The organism is Pedobacter xixiisoli, from assembly GCF_900215335.1.
GTDB classification, from domain to species: domain Bacteria; phylum Bacteroidota; class Bacteroidia; order Sphingobacteriales; family Sphingobacteriaceae; genus Pedobacter; species Pedobacter xixiisoli.
Window position 1 is genome coordinate 454,764 of record NZ_OCMT01000002.1, and the last position, 26,230, is coordinate 480,993.

Here is a 26,230-nt window from a genome sequence, read left to right on the forward strand (position 1 = left end):
TAGGTGCAATTAACGCTCGGACTTCCTCACAGATTTTCCGATTTTTTTACTAGAAATAAATCCCCATACTTATGGCGTAGAGCCAACATAATTTAGTTGGATTAGCGACATTTATGAGGGGTATAAATAAGTTAGCGGTAATTTTATGAAGACAATAAAACGAAAGCAAGAAACAGTGAAAAATGAGAAGCTTTGGAAAGGTTTTTATTCCGTAGCATTTTTCATCGGCCTTGTATTATTTGTCTTTGAAATTACTATTTATCGTAAAACAATCATAGACGTTTATATTCCAATTTTAATTATTTTGGTTGTTGGCTTATTGACATTCTATTTCAATAGAAACCATTATAAAAAGACATATTCGTTTACGGGAATTTTTTTTTCCAGTAATACAGAATTTATTTTCTTGGGGTTCTATTTCTTGTTACATTTTTATGGCGATCAATTATTATTCAGCAGACAAAACAACAACTGAATATCGAGTTTTAATAAAGGAAAAAAGTTCAATGCCTGGTCGAAAACATCATCGCAATGAGCGACAACCTTTAGTGAGAATAGATTACTTTAGCTTTGAAAAGGAATTAGTGTTTCGTTATGCCGACACCGATAAAATTAATAAAGCAGATAGCGTAAGAGTAACTGTGAGAAAAGGCGGACTTGACTTTGATGTACTTGAAGACTATGATGTGTTAAAATGAATATAGGAAAAACTACCACTAACACGGGTTTTGCGTCAGGCGGTCTGACGTGCAAACTTGCAGTTATCTGCTTCTAATAAACTTTAGTAATAAATTGAAACTTTGTACTCCGAAACCCGCCCGAACGCAAAGCCCCGAAAACGTTAGCGGTTATTTTAACCAACCTTAATATTTACTTCAAAGACAGAAATGAAAAAGTATGTAATAATCACTTTCCTGCTCACAGCTACAAATATTGTTTCGGCTCAAATTCCAATTGACAGGATAAAAACAATCATTAAACAAGAGGTTGCTGATAAAAGAAGCAAAAGTATCATTGTAGGGATTATTGATGCCAATGGCAGACAAATATTTGCAGCAGGTGTAAAAAGCGACAGCGATTCTACGCTACCAGACGGCAATACGATTTATGAAATCGGGTCAATTACAAAAGTATTCACGTCTTTATTATTGGCAGATATGAGTTTAAAGCATCAACTGAATCTGAATGACCCTATTTCCAAAGGACTTCCAAAAAATGTAAAAACGCCTGTAAGAAATGGAAAAGAAATTTCTTTGCTCAGTCTGGCAACCCACAGATCTGGAATGCCTCGTTTTCCATATAATGTTGACCCCAAAAATTTAGATCAGCCATATATCGATTACACCGTAAATAAACTTTACGAATACGTCTCAAATTTTGAACCGCCTTACGATATTGATTCAAAATGGAGATATTCAAACGTTGCTTATGGGGTATTGGGAAATATATTGACATTGACTGCTAAAAAAGATTTTGAAACTTTAATAAAAGAAGAAATTTGCGGGCCGTTAAAAATGAATAATACCGTTATTTCATTAACAGCAAAACAAAAATTAAATCTGGCAATAGGTCATGCAGAAACAGGAACAAAAGTCGGCTTAACTGATTTAGGTGCAATTGATGCTGGCGGAGCATTACGTTCAACCGTTAATGATCTTCTTACTTTTGCAGAAGCCAATTTGGGGCTCATTAAAACAGATCTGTTCTCTGCGATGGAATTAACCCATGTCCTACAGGCAAAAAAAGATGGAGATGACACTTTTACTACAATGGGTTGGACTCTCGTGAATGCGGACGGATATTTACTTTTTAAAGATGGTGGAATGCCTGGATACAGAACTTTTTTGGGAATAGACAAAAAGAATAAAATTGGAGTAGTTGTTTTATCTAACTCAAACAATACTGTAACTGATATTGGTAGGTACATCCTTGAGCCTGACCGTAGAATTGACCCATATAAATATAACTGGTCCTTATTGGATACCCTCAGAGAAACTATAGAAACCAATGGAGTTGACGACGCTATTAAACTTTATCTACAGCTTAAAGAATCAAAAGACACGTCGTTTATTTTTAATGAAAATCAACTCAATTATTTAGGAAATGAGTTAAGAAAGAATAATAAAATAAAAGAAGCCATAAAAATCTATGAACTGAATTTAAAAGAGTATCCTAAATCTTCCATTGTGTATGAAAGTTTAGGAGAAACTTATAGACGAAATAAGAATGAGAAAGTTTCTGTGAAATATTTTGAAAAAGCCTTCGAACTAGATCCGCAGAATACTCACTTGACTTACATACTTCAAAAACTTAAAAATGATGAAAGGGAGAAAAACAACCGCTAACCTGGGTTTTGCGTCAGGCGGGCTGAAGTGCAAAACTCAAGGGTAATTTTTCAATTGAGCCTTAGTAATAAATTAAGCTTTAGTGCTTCGATTTCCCGCCCGAACGCAAAGCCCCGAAACGTTAGCTGTAAGGCTACTGATCGACAATATGGGAGTTAAAACTATAGACGATTAAACCCCTGGTTGGTGTTATCACCAACCAGGGTAATTTAGCGACCTATCATATAGAACATAAAACAAGGGTGATTGATAATAACACCAACCACAGGAAAAAACAACCATACCAACTATATCCAAAACCAAACCGAAAGACGTTAGTGGTAATAGCGAACAGATTACAAACTAAATAAAGCACAAGTGGCAATTTGGCAATTCAACATTTACTTTATACCGAGACAAACTCTTCTCGAAAAGTATGGACAAGTTCAGACAAAGCTTGAATTTGAAAAGGCTTTTAAAATTCATTGGTGGCTAAATTTAAATGTGGACACTAAAGAACTATTACCCTTACTTCAACAATTTGGCGATCTACAAGAATGGACCTCAAAAACTGATGGATTAAGAAGTTTTGGAGATACAGAAACCAACGACATTTCAATCTGCTTTGACAACAAAACTAACAAAGTAGAAGAGCTAAGTTGTAGGCTTGACCTAAGAAACGTTGACAAGTTCTTTATTAAAAAAGTTCTTTCAATTGCAACGCTTTATGACTGTTTGCTTATGGACAGCAGAGGTAGACTATTTCAACCAACAATAGCTGCACTTGATGAAAGTATTCAGCTTTCAAATGCAACCCGCTTTGTGGATGACTCCAAACAATTTTTGGACGATTTCCCAAAGGAATAATAAGACCAGAATAACCCGCTCTTCGCGATTACTTCGTGAGCTCGCAAGTTCGGTTTGCAATCGCGAAGCTCTATCTGTGGATTTTCAATCCACATTTAAGTCTACTCTTTTTAATACGGATTACAAATCCGTAGATAAGACTTCGGATTTGCAAATTCCGAAGAGCAAAAGGATTACAAAATCTTTCTAGAACGACATTTTAAGGGGATAGCAACTTTGTTTATTGCACATGCTTTTGTTAAATAGCCCCGATTGCAGCGGTAATACTTTTTGTTGCTGTCATCCTGAGCCTGTCGAAGGATTGTTTGTTAATAAGCAGATGTTTCGACAAGCTCAACATGACAAGTGTGAGCAGCAATGCCAACAAAAAGATTATAGCGTAAAGCGGGACTATCGGAAAATAGTACCAGCATACCTGCGCTCCTAAAAAGCAAAATCCCCAACGGCTTTAACACCATTGGGGATTTCAAAAGCTACTTTAAAATCTAATTCTTACGCTCTACTTCCCTATCCATTTCGGTCATATTCACATTAGTAGATTGTGAAAAATCGCCCAGTAAATGGTTATTGAAATAATCGGCTAGGCGCCAGAACATGTACTCGGTCATGTCGCCAAAAGCATGGCGCTGACCAGGAACCAAGATAAAATCAAAACGTTTACCAGCTTTAATTAAAGCGTTAGCTACCCTAATACTTCCAGCTGGGTGTACGTTGTTATCCACATCGCCGTGCATCAATAACAAATGTCCTTTTAGGTTTTTCGCCAAGTCGGGGTTTTTGTCTATCGAATATTTAAAAGAAGTATCACCTTTTAAAGATACCGTCTCTTTTACGCCGTGATGTTTTTCGCTCCACCAACGATTGTATATGCTATTATCGTGATTACCTGCATTAGAAACCGCCACTTTAAAGAAATCTGGATAAACTAGCATTGCCGCTGTAGACATGAAACCGCCGCCAGAGTGACCAGTAATTCCCACTTTAGTTGCATCGATGTACGAATATCTATCTGCCAATTGCTCAATGGTAGCTTTTTTATCAGCCAAACCGTAGTCTCTTAAGTTGCCATAACCGTAAGTATGGTACCATTTAGAACGAGCTGGATGTCCGCCCCTATTTCCTACGGTAACTACCACATAACCTAATTGTGCCAAGCGATCTGTTCTGTCCATACTTTTTCCGAAAGCTTTGTTTACCGCTTCGGTTTGTGGTCCAGGATACACGTATTCAATTACCGGATATTTCTTAGTCGGGTCGAAATTGAAAGGCTTATACATTACGCCAAATAAATCGGTAATACCGTCATCAGCTTTTACCTTAAATGGTTCAGGGAATTTGTAACCCGTAGCCATCAGTAATGATAAATCAGCAGTTTCCAGTTCCATCACTTTGTTCCCATTATTATCGTACAAAGTAGATTTAGGAACCGTATTTACTCTAGAATAGTTATTTACGAAGTAACGGCCTGCATCGTTCATCACCGCAGCATGGTCAAAATCGCCAGCGTTTAATAATTTTAAACCAGAGCCGTCAAAATTTACACGGTACAAGTGATAGTAGTAAGGGTCTTCCTTTGCTTCTCTGCCATTTGCAGTGAAATAAAGTACTCTCGCTTTCTCATCGATGTTTACAATCTCCTCACTGTGGAAAGCACCTTTGGTGATCTGATTTTTAAGTTTACCGTTTTCATCGAACAGGTAGAAATGTCCCCAACCATCACGTTCGCTCCAGTGAATTAATTCCTTTCCACCGTTTACCAAACCTGGGCGTTGCACTTCTACATACGTATTGAAACGCTCTTCGATTACAGGCTTAATCGTTCCACTTTTCACATCAACCACACAAACATCAATACGTTTTAAATCGCGACTGGTACGCCCCATATAAAACTTGCTATTGTCTCCCAACCAAATCGCAGGGCGGAATTCGTTATCTCTATCTGAATTAAGCGCAGGTTTACTGTAAGTGTTTAAACTTTGGTCTTTAAAGGCAGAAACATTTAACTTTTTGCCAGTCTTTGCAGCGAAATCGAATAGCCAAACTTCATCCTGAGGTGCTTCGGCTTCGCCTGGCATTTGATATTTGTAGGTTTCTAAAGTTGGTCTAACGGAAGCAACACTATTGATTACCCAAAGATCTTTAACTTTCCTACTGTCAGAGCGCTGAATTACAAAATACTTTGCATCTGGCGACCAAAGTACAAAAGCTCTTCTACGTTTCTTATCGTTTTTGATGATTTCTTCATTGTTTTCGCCGCTACCATCGCTACCAAAAGAATAATATTTAACGCCATCTTTGGTCAACTGATGCTCTACAATGGTACTATCTTCTTCATTTTTCAATGCTTTTTGATAGTTTGCTTTGTCCATCCAAAACAAATTGTAGTTGCGGGTAAAAATAATTGCAGACGAATCTGGCGCTACAGCTCCCCAAGCTGGTTTCGCTTTTGCTTTCTTATAATCTTTAATTTCGATGAGCTTCTGCCCCGCTAGTTCATATTGAAACTTAAAGATTTTCTTCTGCATCGAATCCGCAGCTTTTTTATCTTTTCTATCAGGTTTCACCTCATCAATGGTACTTTTAATCTCGAAAGTGATGTTTTTCTCATCATTGCTGAACTTCAAGTTCTCGATGGGTAAATGTTGCCCATCAAAAGGGTCGCGAATAATTAAAGTGATTTCTGCAGCTAGTTTTGCTGGATCGAAAAGCGTTTTCTTACTTCTAGCAGATGGATCTACCATGTACCAGTTTTTGCCACTTGGTGTTTCGTATTCGTACCAAAAACGATTGCTCTGTTTCAACCAATGCGGATCTACAGAAGTAGAGTAAATCATCTTCTTGAGCTTACTTGGAGAAAACCTAGCTGCTTGTTGATAATTGGCTTTTTGTGGTGCTTGAACAGTTTCTGTAGTGGTTATTGTTTTAGTTTGCGCAAAAACAGTTCCTCCAGAAAGTAAGCCCAACAAAGAAAAAAAGTAAATTTTCTTCATGCTTTATAAGTTAGTTAAGTGTTGGATTTTTGATGGAGCTAAATTAAACCAAAAAAGAATTTTTGCTGCCGATTTTCTGTAATAATTGAGTGAGTTTGATTTAGAACCTGTTTAGTAAAATTTAGGCACAGATACACGGATGAAATACGCATAAGCATTATAGGAAACTATTTTTCTATTCAATTGAAACCCATTATTTGATGATCACATTTCAATTAAAAGTGATAAAATCTGTGCATCTGTGGCTAACCACACAACAGATAAAACAATTATTTTTTCAACACCATTATCACATATCATCTTATTGTTTAGTTTTGCTTCATATAAAGTATTTTATGAAACGTTTTTTCTTCCCTTTAATCGCAATGGCACTAATTTACGGTGCTGGATGTCAATCTAAATCTCAACCTTCGTCATCTGCAGATGCAAAAGATAGTGTTACCAATAGCAACGAAGTGGCCCAAACTGAAAACCAAGCTGCTCCAATTGATACTAAAAACATTAAGGTAGCTGATGCAAAAACTATATTAGCCAGACCTCAGGTTCCTATTTTATGTTATCATCAAGTACGTAACTGGAGATCTACCGATGGGGCAATGGGAAAAGATTACACCGTAGAAATACAAAACTTTAAAGACCAAATGAAAATGTTGTCAGACAGCGGCTACAACACCATTTTACCTGACCAACTTTATGCTTATTTGAACGAAGGAAAACCGCTTCCTAAAAAGCCAATTATGCTAACTTTTGATGATACCGTTTTAGACCAATATACCGTGGTTAATCCGACATTAAAAAAATATGGCTACAAAGCAGCTTATTTCATCATGACGGTTTCTATCGGTAAAAAAGGCAAGTTTGTTAACTACATGAGTTCAGAGCAAATTAAGCAACTTTCTGACGAAGGCAATACCATTGGTAGCCATACTTATGACCATAAAAACTTTAAAAAATATACTGGCAAAGATTGGGAAGAGCAATTAGACAAACCAACTAAGAAGCTGGAAGAGATTACTGGTAAAAAGATGGAGTATTTTGCGTACCCATTTGGTTTATGGAACAAGGAAGGTTTTCCAGAGTTAAAGAAACGAGGTTTTAAAATGGCTTTTGCTTTAGCCGACAAACGTGATGAAAACGACCCTTTAATGTGTGTGAGAAGAATTATTGCTAGTGGCTTTTGGAGTCCAAAAACTTTACACAACAACATCGTAAAAAGTTTCTAAGGAAATTTATTCATGAAAAAATTTTTACTTGGGGCATTGTTATGCCCCTTTATATTTTCTGCTTGCCAGTCTACTTCTGGAGATACCAACCATACAGTTACCAAAACTGATACCGTTTCAAAAGAACAAATTAACGCTGAAGAAGAAAGCAAACCTGCCGATTCAGCAACCATATTAGCCAGAAAAGAAGTTCCGGTATTATGTTATCATCAAATTAGAGATTGGTTACCTAGCGATGGAAAAAGAGCGAAAGATGATATCATTTCTCCTGCGAAATTTAAGGAACACTTAAAGATGTTGGCTGATAGCGGTTACCATTCTATATTACCAGACCAACTTTATGATTATCTGGTTTATGGAAAATCGCTCCCAGAAAAACCGATTATGTTTACTTTTGATGATACCGATTTAGACCAATATACCGTAGCTTATCCTACCTTAAAGCAATATGGTTTTAAGGCAGTGTATTTCATTATGACGGTTTCTATTGGTAAAAAAGGCCGAATTGCTTACATGAATGCGCAACAAATTAAAGAACTTTCTGATGAGGGCAACGTGATTGCGAGCCATACCTACGACCATAAAAACTTCTCTAAATTTACCGAAGAAGATTGGAAAACTCAGATTGACGAGCCTACACAGAAATTAGAAAGAATTACAGGCAAAAAGGTAGAATATTTCGCTTATCCTTATGGCGTTTATAAAGCTAGCTTGCTGCCTAAGCTAAAAGAACACGGCTTTAAAGCTGCTTTCATTTTATCTACTAAGAGAGATGAAAACTATCCGCTTTATACCATCAGAAGAATCATAGATCCGGGGAATTATACGGCTAGAAATCTGATGCATAGCATTAAAAAGAGTTTCAAATAGTTTTTGGTTTCTTGCGAAGCTTTGCTAGTTTCGCAAGAACCTAATTTGATACTCATGTTTAAGCTATTCCTTCCCTTTTATTTAGTCTTCCTTGCCTTTTCTTTACAAGCCCAAATCCCACACCTTATTGGAAAAACAATTGTGGATATGCAAACAGGGCAAATTACTTGTGATTTTACGATAACTAATATTCCTGATTTAGGAAAAGACTATCAGTTACTGCTGAACAAAGGATTTAATATCAAGCACCTGAAAAATGCTACTGGTGAAGTAATTAAATATGATGGTTTTTACAATGGCAAAATGCGTGGCGAAGGATTGGTATATACGCCATCTAACAAAAACGAAATATTAGAAAACCCCAAACAACTGAGCATTAGTTACACTGGAGCCTTCCCAATTTACAAGGACGAATATAATTTTTTAGATTTTAAAGGATTGATTGCCTTTAATGGAACAACTTTAAGAGCTTCGGAGCAATCTAAATGGTATCCCATTATTTACGATGTAAAAGCAGACCAGCAATTGGAACAAATTACATTTGACATTACCGTAGAATGTAAAAATGCTCAACAGATTTTCGTTAATGGCGATTTGCCAAAAGCAGGTCCATCTGCCAATTTCAAATCTCGTGTTCCATTGGCTCCAATGCTGTTTATCGGCAACTATAATGTGCAACAAACATCTAATGCTTTGTTCTTAAATACCGATATGAATAAAGCGCAATTAGCAGTTTTTGAAAAAGAAATTGCAGAGATGAAAGCGTATTACAACAAAGTTCTAGGTATTCCGTACGAAACTAAAAATGTGTTTATCGAGCACACTGCTATCGAAAAGTTCAATAAAGGCAGAACTTGGGGCTTCGCTTCCTATCCTACTATTGCCATCGCTGGCGGCAAATTGGGAGAAACGATTGATGAAATCAACAAAAAATTCAAAGATTCCACCGATTATCCATTTTATGCACACGAAGTAGGTCATTATTACTTTGGAAACGTACTTCAACCTAACTCCACCCTATTTTGGTTTTTCTTAGAGTCTACTGCAGAATATCTTTCGGTAAAAGCCAGCGAAGCCAAATTTGGCAAAACTTATAGTAGTACTTACTTTAAAAACGCCAGTAACAATTTGAGAAACTTCAAGGCTGTGCCTTTAAACAAAGTAACTGAGATCAATCAAATTAACGGAACTTACAGATACAATTATGGTCCACTGATATTACGAGGTTTAGAACAAATTATAGGAGAAAAGCGTATGTTCGGTTTCTTGAAGCAATGTTTAAATGCCAAAGGGAAACCTACCGATTATGCTTTTCTCAAAGAACAGGCTTTAAAATCTGGCATTAGCAATAAAGAGTGGGGTTTATTTGAAAAGCAGTTTATCGAGAGCGAAAACGTAACTGCACTCATCAAATATTAACTAATATCTTCAATTTGATAAGCTTTACCATTAAAATCAAATTGAGCCCCTGCAGTTTTGCCAACAAGTAATTTACCTATTGGTGAGGCTGCAGAAATAGCAAAATAAGTTTTCCCTTCTAACAACAACTGCCCCGCACTAATACCGATATAAAAACTGCCATTATTGGTAATTACCAAACTACCACTTCTTACTTTAGCGGTTTCAGTGATGTCTGCAAGCGTCAATAAAACTGCCTTTTGCTGCTGGGCATCGGCTAATAATTGCTTATTACGGTTGATATCTTGCTGCGCCATCTCGCGACCAGTTTCAAATTTATCGCCAGCGCTGCTTTTAGTGTCATCGTTACTCGCTTCCTGCGCTTGTTGCAAAGCTTCCGTTGCCGTAGCTATTCGTTTCTCAATAAAGTCTAAGCAAAGCTGATATAGTTGGGTCTTCAATGATTAATGGTTAGTTGTTAATGATAAATGGTTAATTGTTTAACTGGTTAATTGTTGATGGATGATAGTTGATTGTGAATAATCTAAGCCCTAAATTCCTAGCCACTAAAACCTAATTCCTAAAAACTGATACCTGCCCCCTACTTCTCTATCCACTTCACTTTCTCTGCAATCGGCGTACGGTTTGCAGGTCTCGATTCGGCGTTGTGATAGCCCATGTAAAACAAACCGTAGCATTTTTCATTTTCGCCCAAAGCCAAGAAATCTCCTAGATGGTCTATTAGTGGAGGTGAACTCCAATAAGCCCCTACATTCAAAGCTTCGGCTGTTAAGGCCATATTTTGAACAGCGCAACCTACCGCAGCAATTTCTTCCCAATTGGGTACTTTATCTTCGTGAAACTGGATGTTGATAGCAATAATTACATCTGCCTGCGAAGTCTTCTGACCAAAACTATCATACTTTTTCTGTAAGAACTTTTCAGCAGGAACAACTCTTTTGTAAATATCACCTAGTTCTGCACCTAACTTCGCTTTGCCTTCTTTTCTGATTACCATAAAACGCCAAGGCTGGGTTAATTTATGTGTAGGTGCATAGTTCGCACTTTCTAAGATTTGCTCAATAACATCAGTAGGAATTTCTTCCTTAGTATAACTTTCAGGGAAAATACTTCTTCTGTTTTTTATAATTTCTGATAGGATTTCTGCTTTATTACTCATATCCCAAAAGTAAGATTTAAGTGCGGTTTTAATGTTTAATACTTGTAAAATTGGTAGTATCCTACACCAAAAAGACCATATTTACCGTATGTAGAGTGCTCAGTCCTATTTTCTTTTCAACTGTTTTCTAACCTGTTTCACTTTCGCAAAAAAGGCAATACTTTCCTTATCCACTAGGTAATCCATAGTCTGCAGCAGTTCTTCTTTTATCCAAGGATGTTTCACCGAAAAATTAGCTAAGATATTTAAACAATGTGATTTAATAGCTACCGGTACGTTTTCGTCGATTAACCAAGCGAAAGTAGTTTCCACCAATTCCTCAGTGCTATATTCCTGTAAAATCTTTTTAATTTCTTGTGGTGCATTCTTCTTGCTAAGCAGGGCCAATATTTTACCAAAATGCCTACGTGCTGAAAGATTGTTCTGCGAAGAAAATCTAGCTAAGAAATAATCGACATCAGCGACAAATTCCTTCGGATTATTAATGTAAACATTCTCCAAAATCCATGCCGCCCTAAAAGCTATCTTTTCTTCTGGATGAAAAGTTAAATCAATAATATCTTTTACTGCATTAGCTTGCTTTGCTGCTATTTGAGCAAGTAAGTCAACCTTGGTCTTCGACAATGTAGTTTTGATGTCTTCGATGAGCTGTTCTTTCATACTGTCATCGAAATTAACGATTTATTTCAACTAAAAAATAATTGAAACCACATAGACACATAGAAATAGCTATGTATCTATGTGGTTGTAAAGAAAAGCAAGTTTCGGATTTTTAATACGTCCTACTCTCACCATATTTGTATAAATTTAAAGCTGATGAACACGCAAGAGGAAGTAAATTACGAAAGGATTGCCAAGGCTATTGATTATATCAAGACACATTTCAAAAGTCAGCCTAATTTAGATGAAGTGGCCGAAAAAGTGAATCTAAGTCCCTTTCATTTCCAAAGGCTATTTACGGAATGGGCAGGAACGAGTCCGAAGAAATTCTTGCAATATGTTAGTGTAAACCATGCCAAAAGATTACTACAAACTGAACAAGCCAACTTATTTGATGTTGCTTTTGAAACTGGACTTTCGGGAACTAGCAGGTTACACGATTTGTTTGTGAATATTGAAGGAATGACGCCAGCTGAATACAAAAACGGTGGCAGCGAACTCACCATCAACTACAGCTTTTCAGAGACACATTTTGGTTCGTTACTAACTGCGTCAACCGAAAAAGGCGTTTGCTATATGGCTTTTCATGAGGATGAACAAATGGCTTTAACTTTGCTAAAAGCAAAATTTCCAAATGCGAGCTACGAGGGAAAATTAGATGTGTTACAGCAAAATGCACTGTTCATCTTTCAAAACGATTGGTCGAAATTAAAGGATGTTAAACTGCATTTGAAAGGTACAGATTTCCAACTAAAAGTATGGGAAGCCTTGTTAAAAATCCCAATGGGCCAACTCTCAACCTATGGAAAATTAGCTAATGAACTAGGAAACCCGAATGCCTCTAGGGCAGTTGGAACAGCTATTGGTAGCAACCCTATTGCTTTTTTAATTCCTTGTCACAGGGTAATACAATCTAGCGGAACTTTTGGAGGTTACATGTGGGGCAATACGAGAAAAACTGCGATTATTGGTTGGGAGCAAGCTTTTGTTAGGGATTAGGTGTTAGGATTTAGGAACTAGCTACTAGTTGGTCGAAGTATTTTAGTAAATTTAATCTTACGAAAACTACTACCTATGGCTATCAAATGTTTCGAAGATGTTATTGCTTGGCGAAAAGCTCAAGATATCGCAATAGTTATCTACAAAGAATTTAAAAACAATAAGGATTGGGATTTTAAAAGCCAAATATGTAGGGCTGCAGTATCGATTTCCAACAACATTGCTGAAGGTTTTGATCGAGGAACTAAACCTGAATTTAGACGCTTTTTATATATCGCGTTGGCATCAAATAGCGAGGTCAGGTCAATGTTACATTTAGCACTACGACTTGGCTATATTAATGAAGCTATTTTCAAAAAAATAGTAATACAATCTGAAGAGGTTGCGAAAATAATTAGCGGCCTAATCAAATCACTAATACCTAAATCCTAATACCTAGCTACTAATTAATGGACTTATTTTCAAACGAGTATTCATCACAAACTAACTTATTACCAAAAGATGGAATTGTAAATTATTACGGGACTGTTTTTAACAAAGCTGAAGCAGATTTTTATTACGAACGTCTGCTAAACGAAATCGCTTGGGAAAACGATCAGGCTGTAATTTTTGGAAAGCTTATTATTACTAAACGAAAAGTAGCTTGGTACGGCGGAGAGCCATTCGAATACACTTACTCCAACATTACAAAAACAGCCCTACCTTGGACTGAAGAATTGCTATCATTGAAGCAAAAAGCTGAAGAACTTTCGGGAGAAACCTTCAACTCTTGCTTATTAAACCTATATCATAACGGAGATGAAGGTATGGCTTGGCATAGCGATGGCGAAAAAGATTTGAAAAAGAACGGAGCCATTGCTTCTTTAAGTTTCGGCGCAGAACGTAAGTTTGCCTTTAAACACAAAGTGGATAAAACTACCGTATCTTTAAAGCTAGCACACGGCAGTTTGCTTATCATGAAGGACACCACGCAAACCCACTGGCTTCATCGTCTCCCTCCTACCAAATTGGTTTCCAAACCAAGAATAAACTTAACTTTTAGAACGATAGTAAAGTAGCTATAAACTGATTACCGACTACTGAAAACTGACTACTATCTACCCGTGCTTCTTCTGCTTGTTCATTTTTGCCTTTTCACCACTACTAAAGTTAGTTGTTTTGGCATTACTCTCCTTTTTAGGTTGAAAAGCAGCATTTCTAAAAGCTTCTTCTTCGGCATGTTGGCGTTCTAATTCTTTAGCATGCTTACTTTTCTGTTTCGTAGTTTTGCTCAAATCTTCAATTAGTAAATCTTGTGGCAATTCTGCTTCTTCTAATTTCTGACCAATAGTTTGTTCTATCTTCTTCAACTGAGGCAACTCCAAATCAGTAATAAAATTAAGCGCTACTAAATCTACATCATCAGTTTTCATTACCCTGTTAATGTAAAGCATTTTATCTTCTGGCAACTCAAAATGAATAACGAATGGAATATCCGTCAATTTCTCCTCTTCAAAATTTTCGTTAGCTATAATTAATACGCGGGCTTTATCGTGAACTTTGAAAACTTCTAAACTGTCGTAACCTGCTTCATCGAAAAACAACGGTTTGTAGACAAAAATATCCTCGGCTTTGCCATCAAATAAATCTCTAGACAGCGTTTGTGCAGTTAAACGGGTATTCACAAAAACGACTACCTTATCAAATACTTCGGTATCGCTTAAAAGCAAATTCAACAAATTGAGTTTGGTGCGAAAATTAGGTACTTGATAAATTAGCTGCTGGTAAGTTTCAACCGCTATCTCTGAAAGTTCTTCGACTTCAATGGTTGCAGGCAGATACATAAACCCATCAATCATATGGTTCAGTTTCTCGTGCATTACTTCGGTAAATATCAAATGCTGACACTTTTGAATACTTCTAGCCAACTCGTTAATCGGCAATTGAAATCCTTTTTTCACCATATCAGCGGCATCGTCTACCACCATCACTTGGATTTTATTGGTATTTAAGCCCAATTTTAGGTAAATAGCCCTAGCTCTAGATGGAATGGCCACTACAATATCTACTCCATCCGTTAAGTCTTCTACTTGTTTATCAATAGGTTCATCAGCATGAATACCAACAATTCTAAACGTGTCGTTTCTGTTTAAAAGGTTGAATGTTTCCAAAACCTCGAACACTTTTTCTTTGGTTGGCACCAAAATTAAAGCTCTAGGAGCATCGCCACCACCAATTTTTAAACGCATTAAAGTAGCCAAAACGTAGGTGGTCGTTTTACCACTTCCCTCTGGGCCAATGGCAATTACATCTTGTCCACCTAAAATTCTAGACATGGTTTTTAACTGAATTTCCTTTGCCGACAAATGACCTAAGGAATTCATGGCAGCGATTAGTGGCTTACTTAACTTTAATTGTTCTAACGACACGTTTTGATTTTTTATTGAAAGGGCAAATTTAAGTAAATAAAAAAGAATAGGTTAATTTTAAAATCTTTGTAGCGTTTTATTGCAACAAAACGTATAGTCAGTAAAAAATAAACTAAAAATGGAGCACATGTTAAACATGTTGCCAAATAATATCAAGAGGCCAATAGAAGAAACGAATGCCAGACAACGAGAGCCTAATTAAGCTCATTGCTTCTTGTAAAAAAGGTGATTTACGCCAGCAGGAATTGTTATACAAACAGTTCTATGGCTACGCTTTGGGTATTTGTATCCGTTATTTGGGAAATAGAGATGATGCTTTGGAAGCGGCAAATGATAGTTTTATCAAAGTTTTTAAATCTATCGGCAGTTTTAATGAGGAGAATGATTTTAAGCCTTGGTTCAGAAAGATTCTGGTTAATACTTCTTTAGATTATAAACGAAGAAACATGCGTTTTAGCGAAGCAATTGAGCTAACCGATACTGTTCCGCAAACTATACACACCTCTGTTATTGATAAACTTAGCGCTCAAGATATTTTGGCACTAATGAAAAATCTAAATGAAATGCAACGAACGGTTTTCAACTTATACGAAATTGACGGCTACTCGCATAAAGAAATAGGAAGCATGCTAAATATTCCCGATAGTTCATCTAGAACTTATTTAACTCGGGCTAAACAAGCTTTGCAACAATTATTAACTACCCACTCCATATACACAAAATAGTATGAAAATGAGTGACGAAGAATTAGTAAAGCAAATAAATTCTGTTTTCGACGACTATGATGATGGTTTAGGAGAACAGGGCTGGACTGAGCTACGCAAAAAATATCCTGAAAAGGAAAACAAAAAGCTACCAATTTGGTGGTTAACAGGAATTGCTGCAACCTTACTTGTAGTTGTTGGTTTGTATTTCAGCAATGCCTTTGATACAGAAAAAGTGATTTTAAGGGCTAACCATACGCCTAAAGAGAGTGTTTTGCCTAACAATAGCATTAATAGGACAGAAAGTGCTTCAACTACAGCAATAGACTCTATCGCATCTGAAATAAATCCTTTTCTCAAAAATTTACAAAAGCAAAATAGTAAGTCAAGGAATGTATCGGAAGATGCTAAGTATGATATTGCGCAAAGCAGTCCTACAAATTTGGTAAAAGAAGCTAATCCAATAATTCTAAATTCGATTACCGAACAATTAAAGCCTTCAAATACAATTGAAAATAGCAATACAGTAATAGCTTCAACTAAATCAGACGAAAAAGTTATTGCAAACGCAGGAATGGAAACACCTAAAGAGGTGATTGAACAACCATCAAAACCAAAATTATCTACTGAGGATTTCCTTAAAGAACAAAGTAAAATACTAGCCAATAGCGAAACTAAAAGCATGAAGAAAAACAGTTCTTCAACAACCACTTTAGATGTATTTACTGGAACCTTCTTTAATTACCATGATGATAATGAAGCTAAGTTAAGTGCTGGAATAGGCTTAAACGCCAATATAAAAGTGGCTAAAAATTTAGTTTTAAGCTTAGGTGCTGGCATTAGCCAGAACAAAGTTAGTTACGAAAATAAAGTGCCAGTAGAAGTGTCACAAGCTATGTTTTCTTCGAGAGAGGGAGCCATGAACATGGCACCTTCAAACGGTGTTTATTCGGTTACGGCTACGAATGACGTTAATTTTAATGGACAACTTCTGAGCATAGATTTACCGATGGTGGTTAAGTTTTTCCCTTCTAAAAAGCAGGATTTCTATATTTCTACAGGCATTAACTCGAGTTCTTACATCACGCAGAAATATACTTACAACTATAACTGGAGTAATTTTGGTGTGAAAAATGGGGAAGCACAGCCTCGACAAGAGACAGAAAAAAGCAGCTTAAAGGGATTTGATTTTGCAAACAGTGCTATCATCGCCATCGGTATTAACCAAAATATTGGTAAAAACATATTGATTTTTGAGCCTTATTATAAACCAGCTTTAAGTACCATGGGTGATAAAAATCTGAGAATCAGTTCTGCTGGGCTTAATCTTAAATTTAACTTTAGCGGTAACTCTAAAAAATAAACCACCATGAGAAATCTAAATTATCTACTTCTGATAACCACGTTGGTACTCTTTCTCTCTTGTAAAAAAGAAAATTTTACAAACGCTACCATCATCAAAAACTGTACGGGTACTTACCTACAAGTTTTAGATAAGGAATATATGGTGTGCAACATCAAAAAAACGGCTCCATTCTCAAATGGGCAAAAAGTTCTAGCAAATTACAGTCTGATTAAAGAATGTAAAGATGAATCTTTTCGAGGTCCGGTTTGCGCTATGTACTACCCAAATGATGGATTGACAAAGATTATTTCAATTAAAAATCTGTAGTTAGCGTATCAAAAATTTTTGATACAAAAGCTCAAAGCAGTAAACAATATGTAAGTTTATATCATCAATTAAACTTATATATTGAAAATGAAAAAAGTTATACTTAACCTCCTATTTGCAGGTTTAGGAGGTAGCGTTTTAGCACAAGATGCCGTTACCTACCAAACTCCTCCCAAAATAATGGCAGATTTGCTATTGGCGAAACCTACTCCAGGTGTAAGCATAGATAGCAAAGCAGAATGGATTTTGTTCAGCGACCGTAATCCGTACCCTTCAATTGAAGAATTGGCGATGCCTGAGTACAAACTTGCGGGCATGCGTATCAACCCTAACAACTACTCGCCTAGCAGACAAACCTACGTGAATAGCTTTAGCTTAAAAAACATCAAAACTGGTAAAACTAGTACCATTACAGGTTTACCTACCACTTTATATGCTGGAAATGTACGTTGGAATCCTAGCGAAACCAAAATTGCATTTACACAAACTGCACAAGATAGAATAGATTTATATGTGATTGATGTGGCTACCGCAAAAGCCACGAAAATTAACAAACAACCGTTAAACGCAATTTTAGGTTCGAGCATAGTATGGGTTGACGATGCTACTTTGATTTATCAGGTAGCTACCAAACCTGCAAGTGCAGCCCCAAAACGTCCTTTGGCACCTAAAGGTCCAACCGTACAAGAAAACTTAGGTAAAGTAGCTCCGAGTGCTACTATCCAAGATTTAATCAAGTCACCTTACGATGAGCAGTTGTTTGAATTCTTCGCAACTTCGCAATTGGTACAGAACAAAGCTGGCGTAGAAACACCAATTGGAGCACCAGCAATTTATAGCACGGTCAGTTTATCTCCAGATAAAAACTATTTGATGGTGCGTACCATTAAAAAACCTTTCTCTTACTTAGTGGCGTCTTACGGTTTCCCTTCTACGGTAAAAGTTATCGATAGAACAGGAAAAACAATCAAAGTATTAGCAGAACTACCTTCAACGGAAGTTCGTCCGTCTGGCTATGATAACGTACAAAATGTTCCTCGTGGCTTCGATTGGAGAGATGACGAAGCGGCAACTGTAGTTTGGGCACAACCATTAGATAGCGGTTTAATTAAGAAAAATGTAGAATTCCACGATGGTGTTTATGAACTAAAAGCTCCATTTACTGGTGCAAGTAAAGAACTCTTCAAAACTAAAACCCGTTACGCAGGTACTAGCTGGGGAAATGCCAACCTAGCTTTAGTTAGGGAAATGTCCAGAGCTAAACAAAGCAGCAAAGTAAGCAGATTTAATCCTACTACAGGTGCTTTAGAAACGCTTTATGAGTTAAATACTACCGATGCTTACAACAATCCAGGTACTCCAGTAACAGAGAAAAACAAATTTGGTCGCCAAGTGATTTTAACTACTGATAACGGAACCAAATTATTATTGAACAACACTACTGGTGCTTCTCCAAAGGGAGATTTACCTTTCATTGCTAAATTTGACTTAGCTACTAAAAAATCTGAAATTTTGTGGCGTTGTCAAGAAGGAACTTTTGAAGTGGTAACCGATGTTTTAGACCCTCAAAAATTAGTTTTGTTAACTCGTAGAGAAAGTAAAACTGAAGTTCCAAACTACTTCGTTAAAAACTTAGTGCTTCGCGTTGCGGATAGACAAATCACTAATTTTACGAATCCGTACACAGCTTTAGATGGTGTAACTAAACAAAAAATCACTTATAAACGTGCCGATGGTGTAGATTTAACAGGTGATTTATATCTTCCAAAAGGATACAACAAAGATAAAGACGGACCATTGCCAACTTTAATTTGGGCTTATCCTCGTGAGTTCAACTCAGCAAGTGATGCTGCTCAAATTAGAGGTTCTGAAAACAAATTCATCACGATTAGTTCTGGCGGACCTGTTTTCTATGTAACTCAAGGTTATGCGGTTTTAGATAATGCAGAAATGCCAATTGTTGCTAAAGAAGGTAAACGTCCTAACGATTCGTTTGTAGAGCAGTTGAAATTAAACGCTGATGCTGCTATCAATAAATTGAGCGAAATGGGGGTTGGAGATAGAAACCGTATGGCAGTTGGTGGACACAGTTATGGTGCTTTTATGACAGCGAACCTATTAGCACACACTAATTTGTTTAAAGCTGGTATCGCTCGTAGTGGTGCCTACAACAGAACTTTAACACCATTTGGTTTCCAAAACGAAGACCGTACGTATTGGCAAGCTCCACAGTTGTATTATGAGATGAGTCCTTTCAGTTATGCTGATAAAATCAAAACGCCTATCCTTTTAATACACGGTGAAATGGACGATAACCAAGGTACTTTCCCTATTAATAGTGAGCGTTTGTTTAATGCAGTTAAAGGTCATGGTGGTACCACTCGTTTTGTTTATTTACCTTATGAGGCGCATGGTTACAGAGCTAAAGAAAATATCTTACACATGATTTGGGAAACCAACAAATGGTTAGATTCCTATGTTAAAAATGCTAAGCCAACAGCGGCGAAATAACTTAGCATTATTTCATAAAACACAGTGCCATGTTGAGCTCGTCAAAACATTTTTTTCAATAAATAGTGTTTGATAAGCTCAGAAAAAGCTTTTATCTGTGCATCTGTGGCATAAATAAACTAAAAACAAATTAAAGATAGCTTTCGTGAAAAACGAGAGCTATCTTTGTTTGATGGATAAAATATTCGAAGTAATTAGAGCTAGCCGCAAAGCATTACTGAGCTTGGTAGAAGATTTAAGCACCGAGCAAATGAACAAAATCCCCGTTGGGTTTAATAACAACTTGGCTTGGCAAATGGGACATTTGGTGGTTAGTCAACAGGTTTTGTGCTATAAATTATCAAATAACGAATTAATGATTGACCCTACTTTGGTTGATAAATACAGGAACGGATCTAAACCAGAAAGTTTTATCTCTGCAGAAGAAATAGCTCAAATCAAAGCTTATTTATTAGACACCATAGACCAATTAGAGCAAGATCTAGCTACTGATAAATTTTCGAATTATACTCCTTACAGCATTAGCACCTACAAGGGCTATCGATTGGAAAAAATTGAGGATGCCATTAAATTTATTGTTTCTCACGATGGCTTGCATTATGGCTGTAGTTTAATGATGAGGAAATTCGTTTAACTAAATGCGATATTTTTTCCACATTGGCTATAATGGCCACACTTACAATGGTTGGCAGCGCAATCCAAAAGCGCATAGCGTACAAGAAACTATCGAGGAAAAGCTGAGCAATATTTTCAAAACCCAAATTGACATTAATGGTTGCGGACGTACAGATACGAGTGTACATGCAAGTCAATATTTTTTCCATGTTGATATTGAACGAGAAATAGATTTCGACTTATTCTTTATCCTAAATAGAATTTTGCCTCATAGCATTGCAGTATTTAATATCATCCCTATGGATGGAAAACAGCATGCCCGTTTCGATGCCGTACAACGTAAATACGATTACTATTTACACACTTATAAAAATCCATTTTTAGGTCAGCTAAGCTCTTACTACGATGTAAAAAACCTCAACGTACAGGAAATGAAAAAAGCAGTAGACCTATTACCAAAATATAAGGATTACCGAGCTTTTTGTACAGCACCAGATAAAAACGAGCATACCATTTGCAATGTGATGGAAGCGAAATTGTATTGCTCGGCAGATGAACAACATTTCCGTTTTCATATTGCTTCTAACCGTTTTTTAGGCAAAATGATAAGAATTTTAATGGGAAATCTTTTGAAGATTGGAAAAAATGAGTTCACAGTAGAACAATTTGAACATCGGCTTTCTTCGTTAGAAATCCCTAAAATTTTTGAAATTGCCAAACCTACTGGACTATACCTTTCTAAAGTAACTTATCCATACCTTAATCTAGAACCTAGAACAGAGTTTAATAATTTTGCTAAAAGCGATTGGATAGAAATATAGTTGCTCAATAAAAACTAAATGGCGTGGTATTTTTCAAACATTAAAAAAATACCTTACTTTAGAAAAAAGCAGCCATATGAGCTTTGAAATTGACGCACATACTTATAACGACCTAAATATCTTTCAAAACCATAAATCTGATTTCTCAGTTTATGATTTATTTAAAAATTGTAAGACGATATATGGTAGGCAAAAAGTGCAGGAAATGATGCGCAAGCCTAGCAATGATTTTCAGTTTTTAAACGAACGAAAAAATGCAATTGCCTACTTACGTAAACAGCATATCAAACTTGATATTGAAGACAGTCAAATCGATTTAATTTTACATTATCTAAAACATGGAAAAGGGAAATTAAGAGGCAATCTAGTTGATGCGCTTGTTGTATACCTAAAAAACAAGTTCAACGAGACACAAGATTATTATGTCGTTAAGATTGGTTTAGGAAATCTACTGCTATTGCTCAACTCCTCGTATTTGTTAAGTATCTCTTTGGAGACGCTAGAAACCCCCACCCGTTTAAAAGAATTAGGTATTGCAATCAAAAAACTTATAGCACAATTACCTATTGATAAGAGTTATTATATTTCAAAAAAAACGAAGCTGAATTTTCTTGATCTCAGTAAAATAGATGCTGTAATTAGAGTTTCAAAAAGCCTAAAATTACTCTACGAATTATTTGATGTTTTATATGAAATAGATGCGTTACAAACTATTGCCGATACCGTTGTACAACGAGAATTAACGTTACCAGAATACCTTAACAATACGACAAATCCTAATATCATTATCGAAGGTCTTTATCATCCAGCCATATCTTCGGCAGTTAAAAACAATCTCACTATCAATCACCAAAATCATCTTACATTTTTAAGCGGTTCTAATATGGCAGGAAAATCTTCCTTATTAAAATCTATAGGAATTGCTATTTACTTGGCCCACATTGGTTTTCCTGTACCAGCTTTGCGAATGCAAACTACTATTTTTAACGGTTTAATTACTACCATTAACATTGCTGATAATGTCCAAAATGGTTTAAGCCACTACTTAAGTGAGGTGATGCGGGTAAAATACTTGCTCAACCTTCTTATCGAAAAACAAAAGATTTTTGTAATACTTGATGAACTTTTTAAGGGAACAAATTCAAAAGATGCTTCTGAAGCAACTGGATTAGTAGTTGATGGTTTTTCTAAGATAAAAAACTCAGCTTTCATCATTTCTAGTCATATTACAGAATTAACTGAAAGATTTAAAAATCAAAACATCAGCTTGATGCACATGGAACATTTGATGGAAAGCGACAAACCTATTTTTACTTATCAATTAAAGAAAGGAGTTACCAAAGATGGGATTGGGATGTACTTCATACACAATGAAAATATCCCTAAACTACTTTCTTTTGCTGAAAAAGCATCTTTAAATAACTAAAGTAATTGCAAACTTTTATAACTGCTAAAGAACATTCTCTGTTTTTCATTTGTTACTCATCTAAACCATAAGCCTACACAAGATGAATATTACAGGGAATACAAAAGGTGGCAAAGACACCAAAAAAACGGATAAAAACATCAAGCCTTTAAATTCAGTTAAAGATGAAATTGAGGATGGTAAAATCAAGCCAGTTAAAAATAGTAATCCGGCAAAGGAACGAGAACAGGCAGAACAACCAGTTCATTCAGTGAAAAAAGCGCCCAAAGAAAAATAACAAACAAAAGCCTCAACGGTGTAAACTATTGAGGCTTTTTTGTGCTCCCGACGAGATTCGAACTCATATCGATGGTACCGGAAACCATAATTCTATCCATTGAACTACGGGAGCAAAAGTGTGCAAACTTAGATAAATTCCTTTTGATGTGCAATATAATTGCTTTACACATCAAAAGGAATTTTCGGTCTCTCCTCAACAGATCAAATTATTTACCTAATGGAGGAAATATAGCTTAACAACTTTTGTTTCCTAAATTCAAATCACGGATAAATCAAACACCTAATTTCCAAAACATTAGCTTCTTAAAATAAGCCGAAACCAGTTTTATTTTCCCTGTTTTTATTAAATAACTAACTAATGCGGCTATCAACATACGTGCTTATTTTACAATTCCCGCAAAACGCTGGTAAAAAACTGTTGGACTGTTCTCATTTTTAGGAGCATACTTTCCTGCGATGATGGGAATATAAATTACTCTCCTTCTACTTTTTTCACCGGTAACTTCAGATTGAGCAACCCTATGCCATAACCTACCATCGTGAATGGTTAAATCTCCAGCCTCTGGAGTAATGGCAATTTCTGATGGGTCTGCTTTATGGTCTAAAAAGTACTTTTTCCTAAATAACATCTGGTAAATGCTTTGTTTATGTGTACCTGGTAATATTTTCAAGCCACCATTTTTTACATCTAGCGTATCTAAATGGATACCAACATTTAGCATCGGATTTAATTTCTGCCCATAGAAAATATCACGTAAACCATCGGTATGCCATCCCATCTTGGTAAACTTACTGTCTGGTCCATTCACATAGTGATTAAATACCATTCCGTCTTTTTCCTCAGTTCCTAACCTCGCTCCCTCTCCTGCCAGTTCTAACAGTGCATCAAACCTTGGGTCTAAGGTTAGGCCACTTAATGTTTGATGGTGTTGGTTGATAAACGCAAAACGCTGCACAATAGAAGAGCCATCTAAATCAGTTCCGTATTTAATGGGAACACCATTTATTTTTTTAACGTCTTCAGCTAGCCATTTATCTTGCACCTGCTGTGATGCTTGGATAATCGACTGAATGGCGTGAGTATCTAAAAAGTTCTTAAAATGCAAGAAACCATATTTATTGAAAAAGAATTTCTGCTCTTCTGTGAGTTGATTGTTTAGTGTAAAGGTGCTGTATGAGTTAATCATCATCAAATTGGTTTTAGGAAAAAAATTGGAGAAAATGGTGAAAAGCCTATAGTATATTACATGCAACAACACATCGGCATTCGATGTGTAAAAGAGATATATTGCATTTTTAACGACATTATCTATAGATTTAGTAGTATTTAATACAAACGTAATATTTTCAATCAATTAGTGCAAATATTTTAGAAAATAAATTTTAGAAATATCTTGGCAGAGCATAAATTGCACATTGAAGAACATATGCAAGACTGGAACGTTATAAAACGAACCGTTAAGTAAAAAATATGAGATGTATCATAGTATTAGCATTGCTTTTTTTGACTAACTGCAATAATTCGCAGACAAAATCTGTTGGTCAAAATCATAGATTTGAACTGGCACCTGAACCGGATAAAGTTCAAAATTTGAAACACCATGCAGCCGAAAAACTAACAGAATCTAGTTGTTCATTTATTGAACCTGACACCTCTCTTAATGGGATGATTTTAAGAAATCCTGAAAGTGCAACAAAAGTTATTGGTAACGACAATAAATTGAATGATGTTGAAGAATACCAATTCTATTCGAAGTTTGAAGGCGAAACTTTAACATTAACACAGCATCCAGGAGACGGAAAAAACCAGATTTCAATTTTTAAAGTTGAGAAATCTGATAAAGCAAGTCATAGTTTTAAAAAATTGGATACTGATATTTTTAAAACAGAAAAAGGAATAAAACTCGGATTGACGAAAAAGCAAATCATTGAAAAACTTGGAACTTGTTACCTTCCTCTGGACAGTACAAAAAACCATATTAAACTTTATTATTCAATTGAACAACCAAAAGATAGCAGATCAAATATTTTGAAGAATAACAATATGCCTAAATATTTTGCCAGTTATAAATTCCGAAATGATAGGCTTGAAGAATTTGAATTTGGTTTTGAATATCCATAAGTACAAAGCCAAAATAGCTAAGAAGCTTAGCTATATTAGCCTCAAATTAATATTTTAAAAATAATGAACATGAAATATTTGCTATCCGCCTTGTTATTTGTAATGTTAAGCCAATCGTTATCTGCCAACGATGGTGCCTTTTTTGCAAAGGGCAATCAGTTGATTCCGATTAACGAGACCAGCATCAGCGTAAAAAAGGAAATATTATCATTGAAAAAGGTTCGTGATAAATTCATTGAAGTTTCAGTTTATTACGAGTTTTATAATCCAAAGGATGAGAAAGAAATTACCGTTGGCTTCGAGGCTTTTTCTCCCGATGGAGATGTGGATGGCGCCCCAAAAAATGGCCAACATCCTTACATGCGCAATTTTACCGTGAACATGAATGGGAAAAACTTGACTCATCAAATTGCTTATGTAGCCGATACACTTTATAACAATAATGGTAAAATTAAATCTATCGACCTTAACAAATTTGAAGGAAGCAAAAGCGGAAACTATGTAGATTTCTTTTACGTTTACCATTTCAAGGCGAAGTTTAAGAAGGGAATCAATATTATTAAACATACTTACAGCTATGATTTATCTGGTTCAGTAGATTTTCATTACGATTTTGAATATGTGCTAACTGCCGCAAAACGTTGGCAAAACAAACAGATAGATGATTTTACTTTAATCTTGGATATGGGCGAATTTGAGACCTTCAACATTGCCAAGGGATTTTTTAAAAATGCTAGCGAATGGACTATCAATGGTGTAGGTAAAACCGAAAACCAAAAAAGTCATTTTCTTAATAAAGAGGTTTTAAGGTTTCATATCCAAAAAGGAACCATTGCTTTTAGCAAGAAAAACTTTAAACCAGCAGATGAACTTTTTGTATACGCTCAAAACGTAATGTTAAATGAAGGTTATATTCCTTTTTCATATTTCCAAGAAGAACGCATCAAAGAACCAAAAAGTGAGTTCGATAAAAAAGTATTCAGAAATCTACCCTTTGCAAGACGAGGTTATGTTTTTAAGGACAAACAAGTCCAACAATTTTATCAGCAACTAGATTGGTATATGCCTAACCCAAATTATCTACCCGATTTACAGAAGTTAACGGAGCGGGAAAGAAAATGGATAGCCAAATGGAAGTAACACTTAAATCTTTAATATAAG

Annotated in this window: 24 protein-coding genes and 1 tRNA gene; 18 read left to right on the forward strand and 7 right to left on the reverse strand. The window is 35.9% G+C overall.

The genetic code is table 11. From position 1 onward, the window contains the following. Positions 1-434: 434 nt before the first annotated feature. The 3 genes from CRO54_RS08110 (at position 435) to CRO54_RS08120 (ending at position 3,191) form a co-directional block, all read left to right on the forward strand. Positions 435-698 carry a hypothetical protein gene (locus tag CRO54_RS08110; protein ID WP_138765782.1) on the forward strand — a complete coding sequence of 88 codons (264 nt, stop codon included), beginning with the start codon at positions 435-437 and terminating at the stop codon, positions 696-698. Between the two features lie 189 nt (positions 699-887). Further along, on the forward strand, positions 888-2,345 hold the full coding sequence (locus CRO54_RS08115; RefSeq protein ID WP_097130809.1) for a serine hydrolase domain-containing protein: 1,458 nt from the start codon (positions 888-890) through the stop codon (positions 2,343-2,345). Between the two features lie 357 nt (positions 2,346-2,702). After that, a complete protein-coding gene (locus tag CRO54_RS08120) occupies positions 2,703-3,191 on the forward strand; it encodes a hypothetical protein (RefSeq protein ID WP_097130811.1) in 489 nt (162 codons plus the stop codon). A gap of 485 nt (positions 3,192-3,676) precedes the next feature. Here the strand turns inward: CRO54_RS08120 and CRO54_RS08125 are convergent, their stop codons facing one another. Next, a complete protein-coding gene (locus CRO54_RS08125) occupies positions 3,677-6,181 on the reverse strand; it encodes a S9 family peptidase (protein ID WP_097130813.1) in 2,505 nt (834 codons plus the stop codon). A 335-nt stretch (positions 6,182-6,516) separates the two neighbouring features. Between CRO54_RS08125 and CRO54_RS08130 the strand changes: the two genes are divergently transcribed. Genes CRO54_RS08130 through CRO54_RS08140 form a run of 3 tightly spaced genes read left to right on the forward strand, consistent with a single transcriptional unit; the run spans position 6,517 to position 9,693 of the window. Next, positions 6,517-7,404: a polysaccharide deacetylase family protein gene (locus tag CRO54_RS08130; RefSeq protein WP_097130815.1), complete on the forward strand. Its 888-nt coding sequence runs from the start codon at positions 6,517-6,519 to the stop codon at positions 7,402-7,404. 12 nt (positions 7,405-7,416) lie between these two features. After that, entirely contained in the window at positions 7,417-8,274 is an 858-nt protein-coding gene (locus CRO54_RS08135; RefSeq protein WP_097130817.1) for a polysaccharide deacetylase family protein, read from the forward strand. A gap of 54 nt (positions 8,275-8,328) precedes the next feature. After that, on the forward strand, positions 8,329-9,693 hold the full coding sequence (locus CRO54_RS08140) for a M1 family aminopeptidase (RefSeq protein WP_097130819.1): 1,365 nt from the start codon (positions 8,329-8,331) through the stop codon (positions 9,691-9,693). Here the strand turns inward: CRO54_RS08140 and CRO54_RS08145 are convergent. The 3 genes from CRO54_RS08145 to CRO54_RS08155 all read right to left on the reverse strand — a co-directional run bounded on the left by CRO54_RS08145 (position 9,690) and on the right by CRO54_RS08155 (position 11,512). After that, entirely contained in the window at positions 9,690-10,133 is a 444-nt protein-coding gene (locus tag CRO54_RS08145) for a 3-oxoacyl-ACP synthase (protein WP_097130821.1), read from the reverse strand. The genes CRO54_RS08140 and CRO54_RS08145 overlap by 4 nt on opposite strands. Positions 10,134-10,273: 140 nt before the next feature. Next, positions 10,274-10,852 (reverse strand): nitroreductase family protein, encoded by a 579-nt coding sequence (locus tag CRO54_RS08150; RefSeq protein ID WP_097130823.1) that lies wholly within the window; start codon positions 10,850-10,852, stop codon positions 10,274-10,276. Between the two features lie 105 nt (positions 10,853-10,957). Further along, complete coding sequence (locus tag CRO54_RS08155; protein WP_097130825.1) at positions 10,958-11,512, reverse strand: hypothetical protein; 555 nt, start codon at positions 11,510-11,512, stop codon at positions 10,958-10,960. A gap of 156 nt (positions 11,513-11,668) precedes the next feature. On the opposite strand from CRO54_RS08155, the gene CRO54_RS08160 reads away from it, so the two are divergent. The 3 genes from CRO54_RS08160 (at position 11,669) to CRO54_RS08170 (ending at position 13,569) form a co-directional block, all read left to right on the forward strand. Next, positions 11,669-12,511, forward strand: coding sequence for a bifunctional helix-turn-helix domain-containing protein/methylated-DNA--[protein]-cysteine S-methyltransferase (locus CRO54_RS08160; protein ID WP_097130828.1), 843 nt, complete (start codon positions 11,669-11,671; stop codon positions 12,509-12,511). Between the two features lie 75 nt (positions 12,512-12,586). Then, positions 12,587-12,943 carry a four helix bundle protein gene (locus CRO54_RS08165; RefSeq protein WP_097130830.1) on the forward strand — a complete coding sequence of 119 codons (357 nt, stop codon included), beginning with the start codon at positions 12,587-12,589 and terminating at the stop codon, positions 12,941-12,943. 17 nt (positions 12,944-12,960) lie between these two features. Then, positions 12,961-13,569 carry an alpha-ketoglutarate-dependent dioxygenase AlkB family protein gene (locus tag CRO54_RS08170; RefSeq protein WP_097130832.1) on the forward strand — a complete coding sequence of 203 codons (609 nt, stop codon included), beginning with the start codon at positions 12,961-12,963 and terminating at the stop codon, positions 13,567-13,569. 39 nt (positions 13,570-13,608) lie between these two features. Here CRO54_RS08170 and CRO54_RS08175 read toward each other — a convergent pair whose 3' ends face one another. Then, a complete protein-coding gene (locus CRO54_RS08175) occupies positions 13,609-14,919 on the reverse strand; it encodes a DEAD/DEAH box helicase (protein WP_097130834.1) in 1,311 nt (436 codons plus the stop codon). 176 nt (positions 14,920-15,095) lie between these two features. Between CRO54_RS08175 and CRO54_RS08180 the strand changes: the two genes are divergently transcribed. The 7 genes from CRO54_RS08180 to CRO54_RS08215 all read left to right on the forward strand — a co-directional run bounded on the left by CRO54_RS08180 (position 15,096) and on the right by CRO54_RS08215 (position 22,945). Then, the gene (locus CRO54_RS08180) at positions 15,096-15,644 is read left to right on the forward strand and encodes an RNA polymerase sigma factor (RefSeq protein ID WP_097130836.1); all 549 of its coding nucleotides are present in this window, start codon (positions 15,096-15,098) and stop codon (positions 15,642-15,644) included. A gap of 7 nt (positions 15,645-15,651) precedes the next feature. After that, entirely contained in the window at positions 15,652-16,986 is a 1,335-nt protein-coding gene (locus tag CRO54_RS08185) for a hypothetical protein (protein WP_138765783.1), read from the forward strand. Between the two features lie 396 nt (positions 16,987-17,382). Beyond that, positions 17,383-19,806, forward strand: a complete 2,424-nt coding sequence (locus CRO54_RS08195) for a S9 family peptidase (RefSeq protein ID WP_097130842.1) — start codon at positions 17,383-17,385, stop codon at positions 19,804-19,806. A gap of 172 nt (positions 19,807-19,978) precedes the next feature. Then, positions 19,979-20,440 carry a DinB family protein gene (locus CRO54_RS08200; protein ID WP_097130844.1) on the forward strand — a complete coding sequence of 154 codons (462 nt, stop codon included), beginning with the start codon at positions 19,979-19,981 and terminating at the stop codon, positions 20,438-20,440. A gap of 4 nt (positions 20,441-20,444) precedes the next feature. Beyond that, entirely contained in the window at positions 20,445-21,242 is a 798-nt protein-coding gene (gene truA, locus CRO54_RS08205; RefSeq protein WP_097130847.1) for a tRNA pseudouridine(38-40) synthase TruA, read from the forward strand. 76 nt (positions 21,243-21,318) lie between these two features. Continuing rightward, a complete protein-coding gene (locus CRO54_RS08210) occupies positions 21,319-22,668 on the forward strand; it encodes a MutS-related protein (RefSeq protein WP_097130849.1) in 1,350 nt (449 codons plus the stop codon). 82 nt (positions 22,669-22,750) lie between these two features. Beyond that, positions 22,751-22,945, forward strand: a complete 195-nt coding sequence (locus CRO54_RS08215) for a hypothetical protein (protein WP_097130851.1) — start codon at positions 22,751-22,753, stop codon at positions 22,943-22,945. 42 nt (positions 22,946-22,987) lie between these two features. On the opposite strand, the gene CRO54_RS08220 is transcribed toward CRO54_RS08215, so the two are convergent. Further along, positions 22,988-23,059 (reverse strand) — tRNA-Arg (locus CRO54_RS08220). Between the two features lie 268 nt (positions 23,060-23,327). After that, complete coding sequence (locus tag CRO54_RS08225) at positions 23,328-24,134, reverse strand: phytanoyl-CoA dioxygenase family protein (RefSeq protein ID WP_097132309.1); 807 nt, start codon at positions 24,132-24,134, stop codon at positions 23,328-23,330. Positions 24,135-24,418: 284 nt separating this feature from the next. On the opposite strand from CRO54_RS08225, the gene CRO54_RS08230 reads away from it, so the two are divergent. Together CRO54_RS08230 and CRO54_RS08235 are read left to right on the forward strand one after the other, a co-directional pair. Next, positions 24,419-25,069, forward strand: coding sequence for a hypothetical protein (locus CRO54_RS08230; protein WP_138765784.1), 651 nt, complete (start codon positions 24,419-24,421; stop codon positions 25,067-25,069). 69 nt (positions 25,070-25,138) lie between these two features. Beyond that, the gene (locus CRO54_RS08235) at positions 25,139-26,209 is read left to right on the forward strand and encodes a YARHG domain-containing protein (protein WP_097132310.1); all 1,071 of its coding nucleotides are present in this window, start codon (positions 25,139-25,141) and stop codon (positions 26,207-26,209) included. Positions 26,210-26,230: the final 21 nt, after the last annotated feature.

Bases quoted from the DNA above. Each gene is read 5' to 3' on its own strand.
- CRO54_RS08110 (WP_138765782.1), top strand. From the start codon at position 435: ATGGCGATCAATTATTATTCAGCAGACAAAACAACAACTGAATATCGA.
- CRO54_RS08115 (WP_097130809.1), top strand. From the start codon at position 888: ATGAAAAAGTATGTAATAATCACTTTCCTGCTCACAGCTACAAATATT.
- CRO54_RS08125 (WP_097130813.1), bottom strand. From the start codon at position 6,181: ATGAAGAAAATTTACTTTTTTTCTTTGTTGGGCTTACTTTCTGGAGGA.
- CRO54_RS08130 (WP_097130815.1), top strand. From the start codon at position 6,517: ATGAAACGTTTTTTCTTCCCTTTAATCGCAATGGCACTAATTTACGGT.
- CRO54_RS08135 (WP_097130817.1), top strand. From the start codon at position 7,417: ATGAAAAAATTTTTACTTGGGGCATTGTTATGCCCCTTTATATTTTCT.
- CRO54_RS08140 (WP_097130819.1), top strand. From the start codon at position 8,329: ATGTTTAAGCTATTCCTTCCCTTTTATTTAGTCTTCCTTGCCTTTTCT.
- CRO54_RS08150 (WP_097130823.1), bottom strand. From the start codon at position 10,852: ATGAGTAATAAAGCAGAAATCCTATCAGAAATTATAAAAAACAGAAGA.
- CRO54_RS08155 (WP_097130825.1), bottom strand. From the start codon at position 11,512: ATGAAAGAACAGCTCATCGAAGACATCAAAACTACATTGTCGAAGACC.
- CRO54_RS08160 (WP_097130828.1), top strand. From the start codon at position 11,669: ATGAACACGCAAGAGGAAGTAAATTACGAAAGGATTGCCAAGGCTATT.
- CRO54_RS08165 (WP_097130830.1), top strand. From the start codon at position 12,587: ATGGCTATCAAATGTTTCGAAGATGTTATTGCTTGGCGAAAAGCTCAA.
- CRO54_RS08170 (WP_097130832.1), top strand. From the start codon at position 12,961: ATGGACTTATTTTCAAACGAGTATTCATCACAAACTAACTTATTACCA.
- CRO54_RS08180 (WP_097130836.1), top strand. From the start codon at position 15,096: ATGCCAGACAACGAGAGCCTAATTAAGCTCATTGCTTCTTGTAAAAAA.
- CRO54_RS08185 (WP_138765783.1), top strand. From the start codon at position 15,652: ATGAGTGACGAAGAATTAGTAAAGCAAATAAATTCTGTTTTCGACGAC.
- CRO54_RS08195 (WP_097130842.1), top strand. From the start codon at position 17,383: ATGAAAAAAGTTATACTTAACCTCCTATTTGCAGGTTTAGGAGGTAGC.
- CRO54_RS08200 (WP_097130844.1), top strand. From the start codon at position 19,979: ATGGATAAAATATTCGAAGTAATTAGAGCTAGCCGCAAAGCATTACTG.
- truA (WP_097130847.1), top strand. From the start codon at position 20,445: ATGCGATATTTTTTCCACATTGGCTATAATGGCCACACTTACAATGGT.
- CRO54_RS08210 (WP_097130849.1), top strand. From the start codon at position 21,319: ATGAGCTTTGAAATTGACGCACATACTTATAACGACCTAAATATCTTT.
- CRO54_RS08215 (WP_097130851.1), top strand. From the start codon at position 22,751: ATGAATATTACAGGGAATACAAAAGGTGGCAAAGACACCAAAAAAACG.
- CRO54_RS08225 (WP_097132309.1), bottom strand. From the start codon at position 24,134: ATGATTAACTCATACAGCACCTTTACACTAAACAATCAACTCACAGAA.
- CRO54_RS08230 (WP_138765784.1), top strand. From the start codon at position 24,419: ATGAGATGTATCATAGTATTAGCATTGCTTTTTTTGACTAACTGCAAT.
- CRO54_RS08235 (WP_097132310.1), top strand. From the start codon at position 25,139: ATGAAATATTTGCTATCCGCCTTGTTATTTGTAATGTTAAGCCAATCG.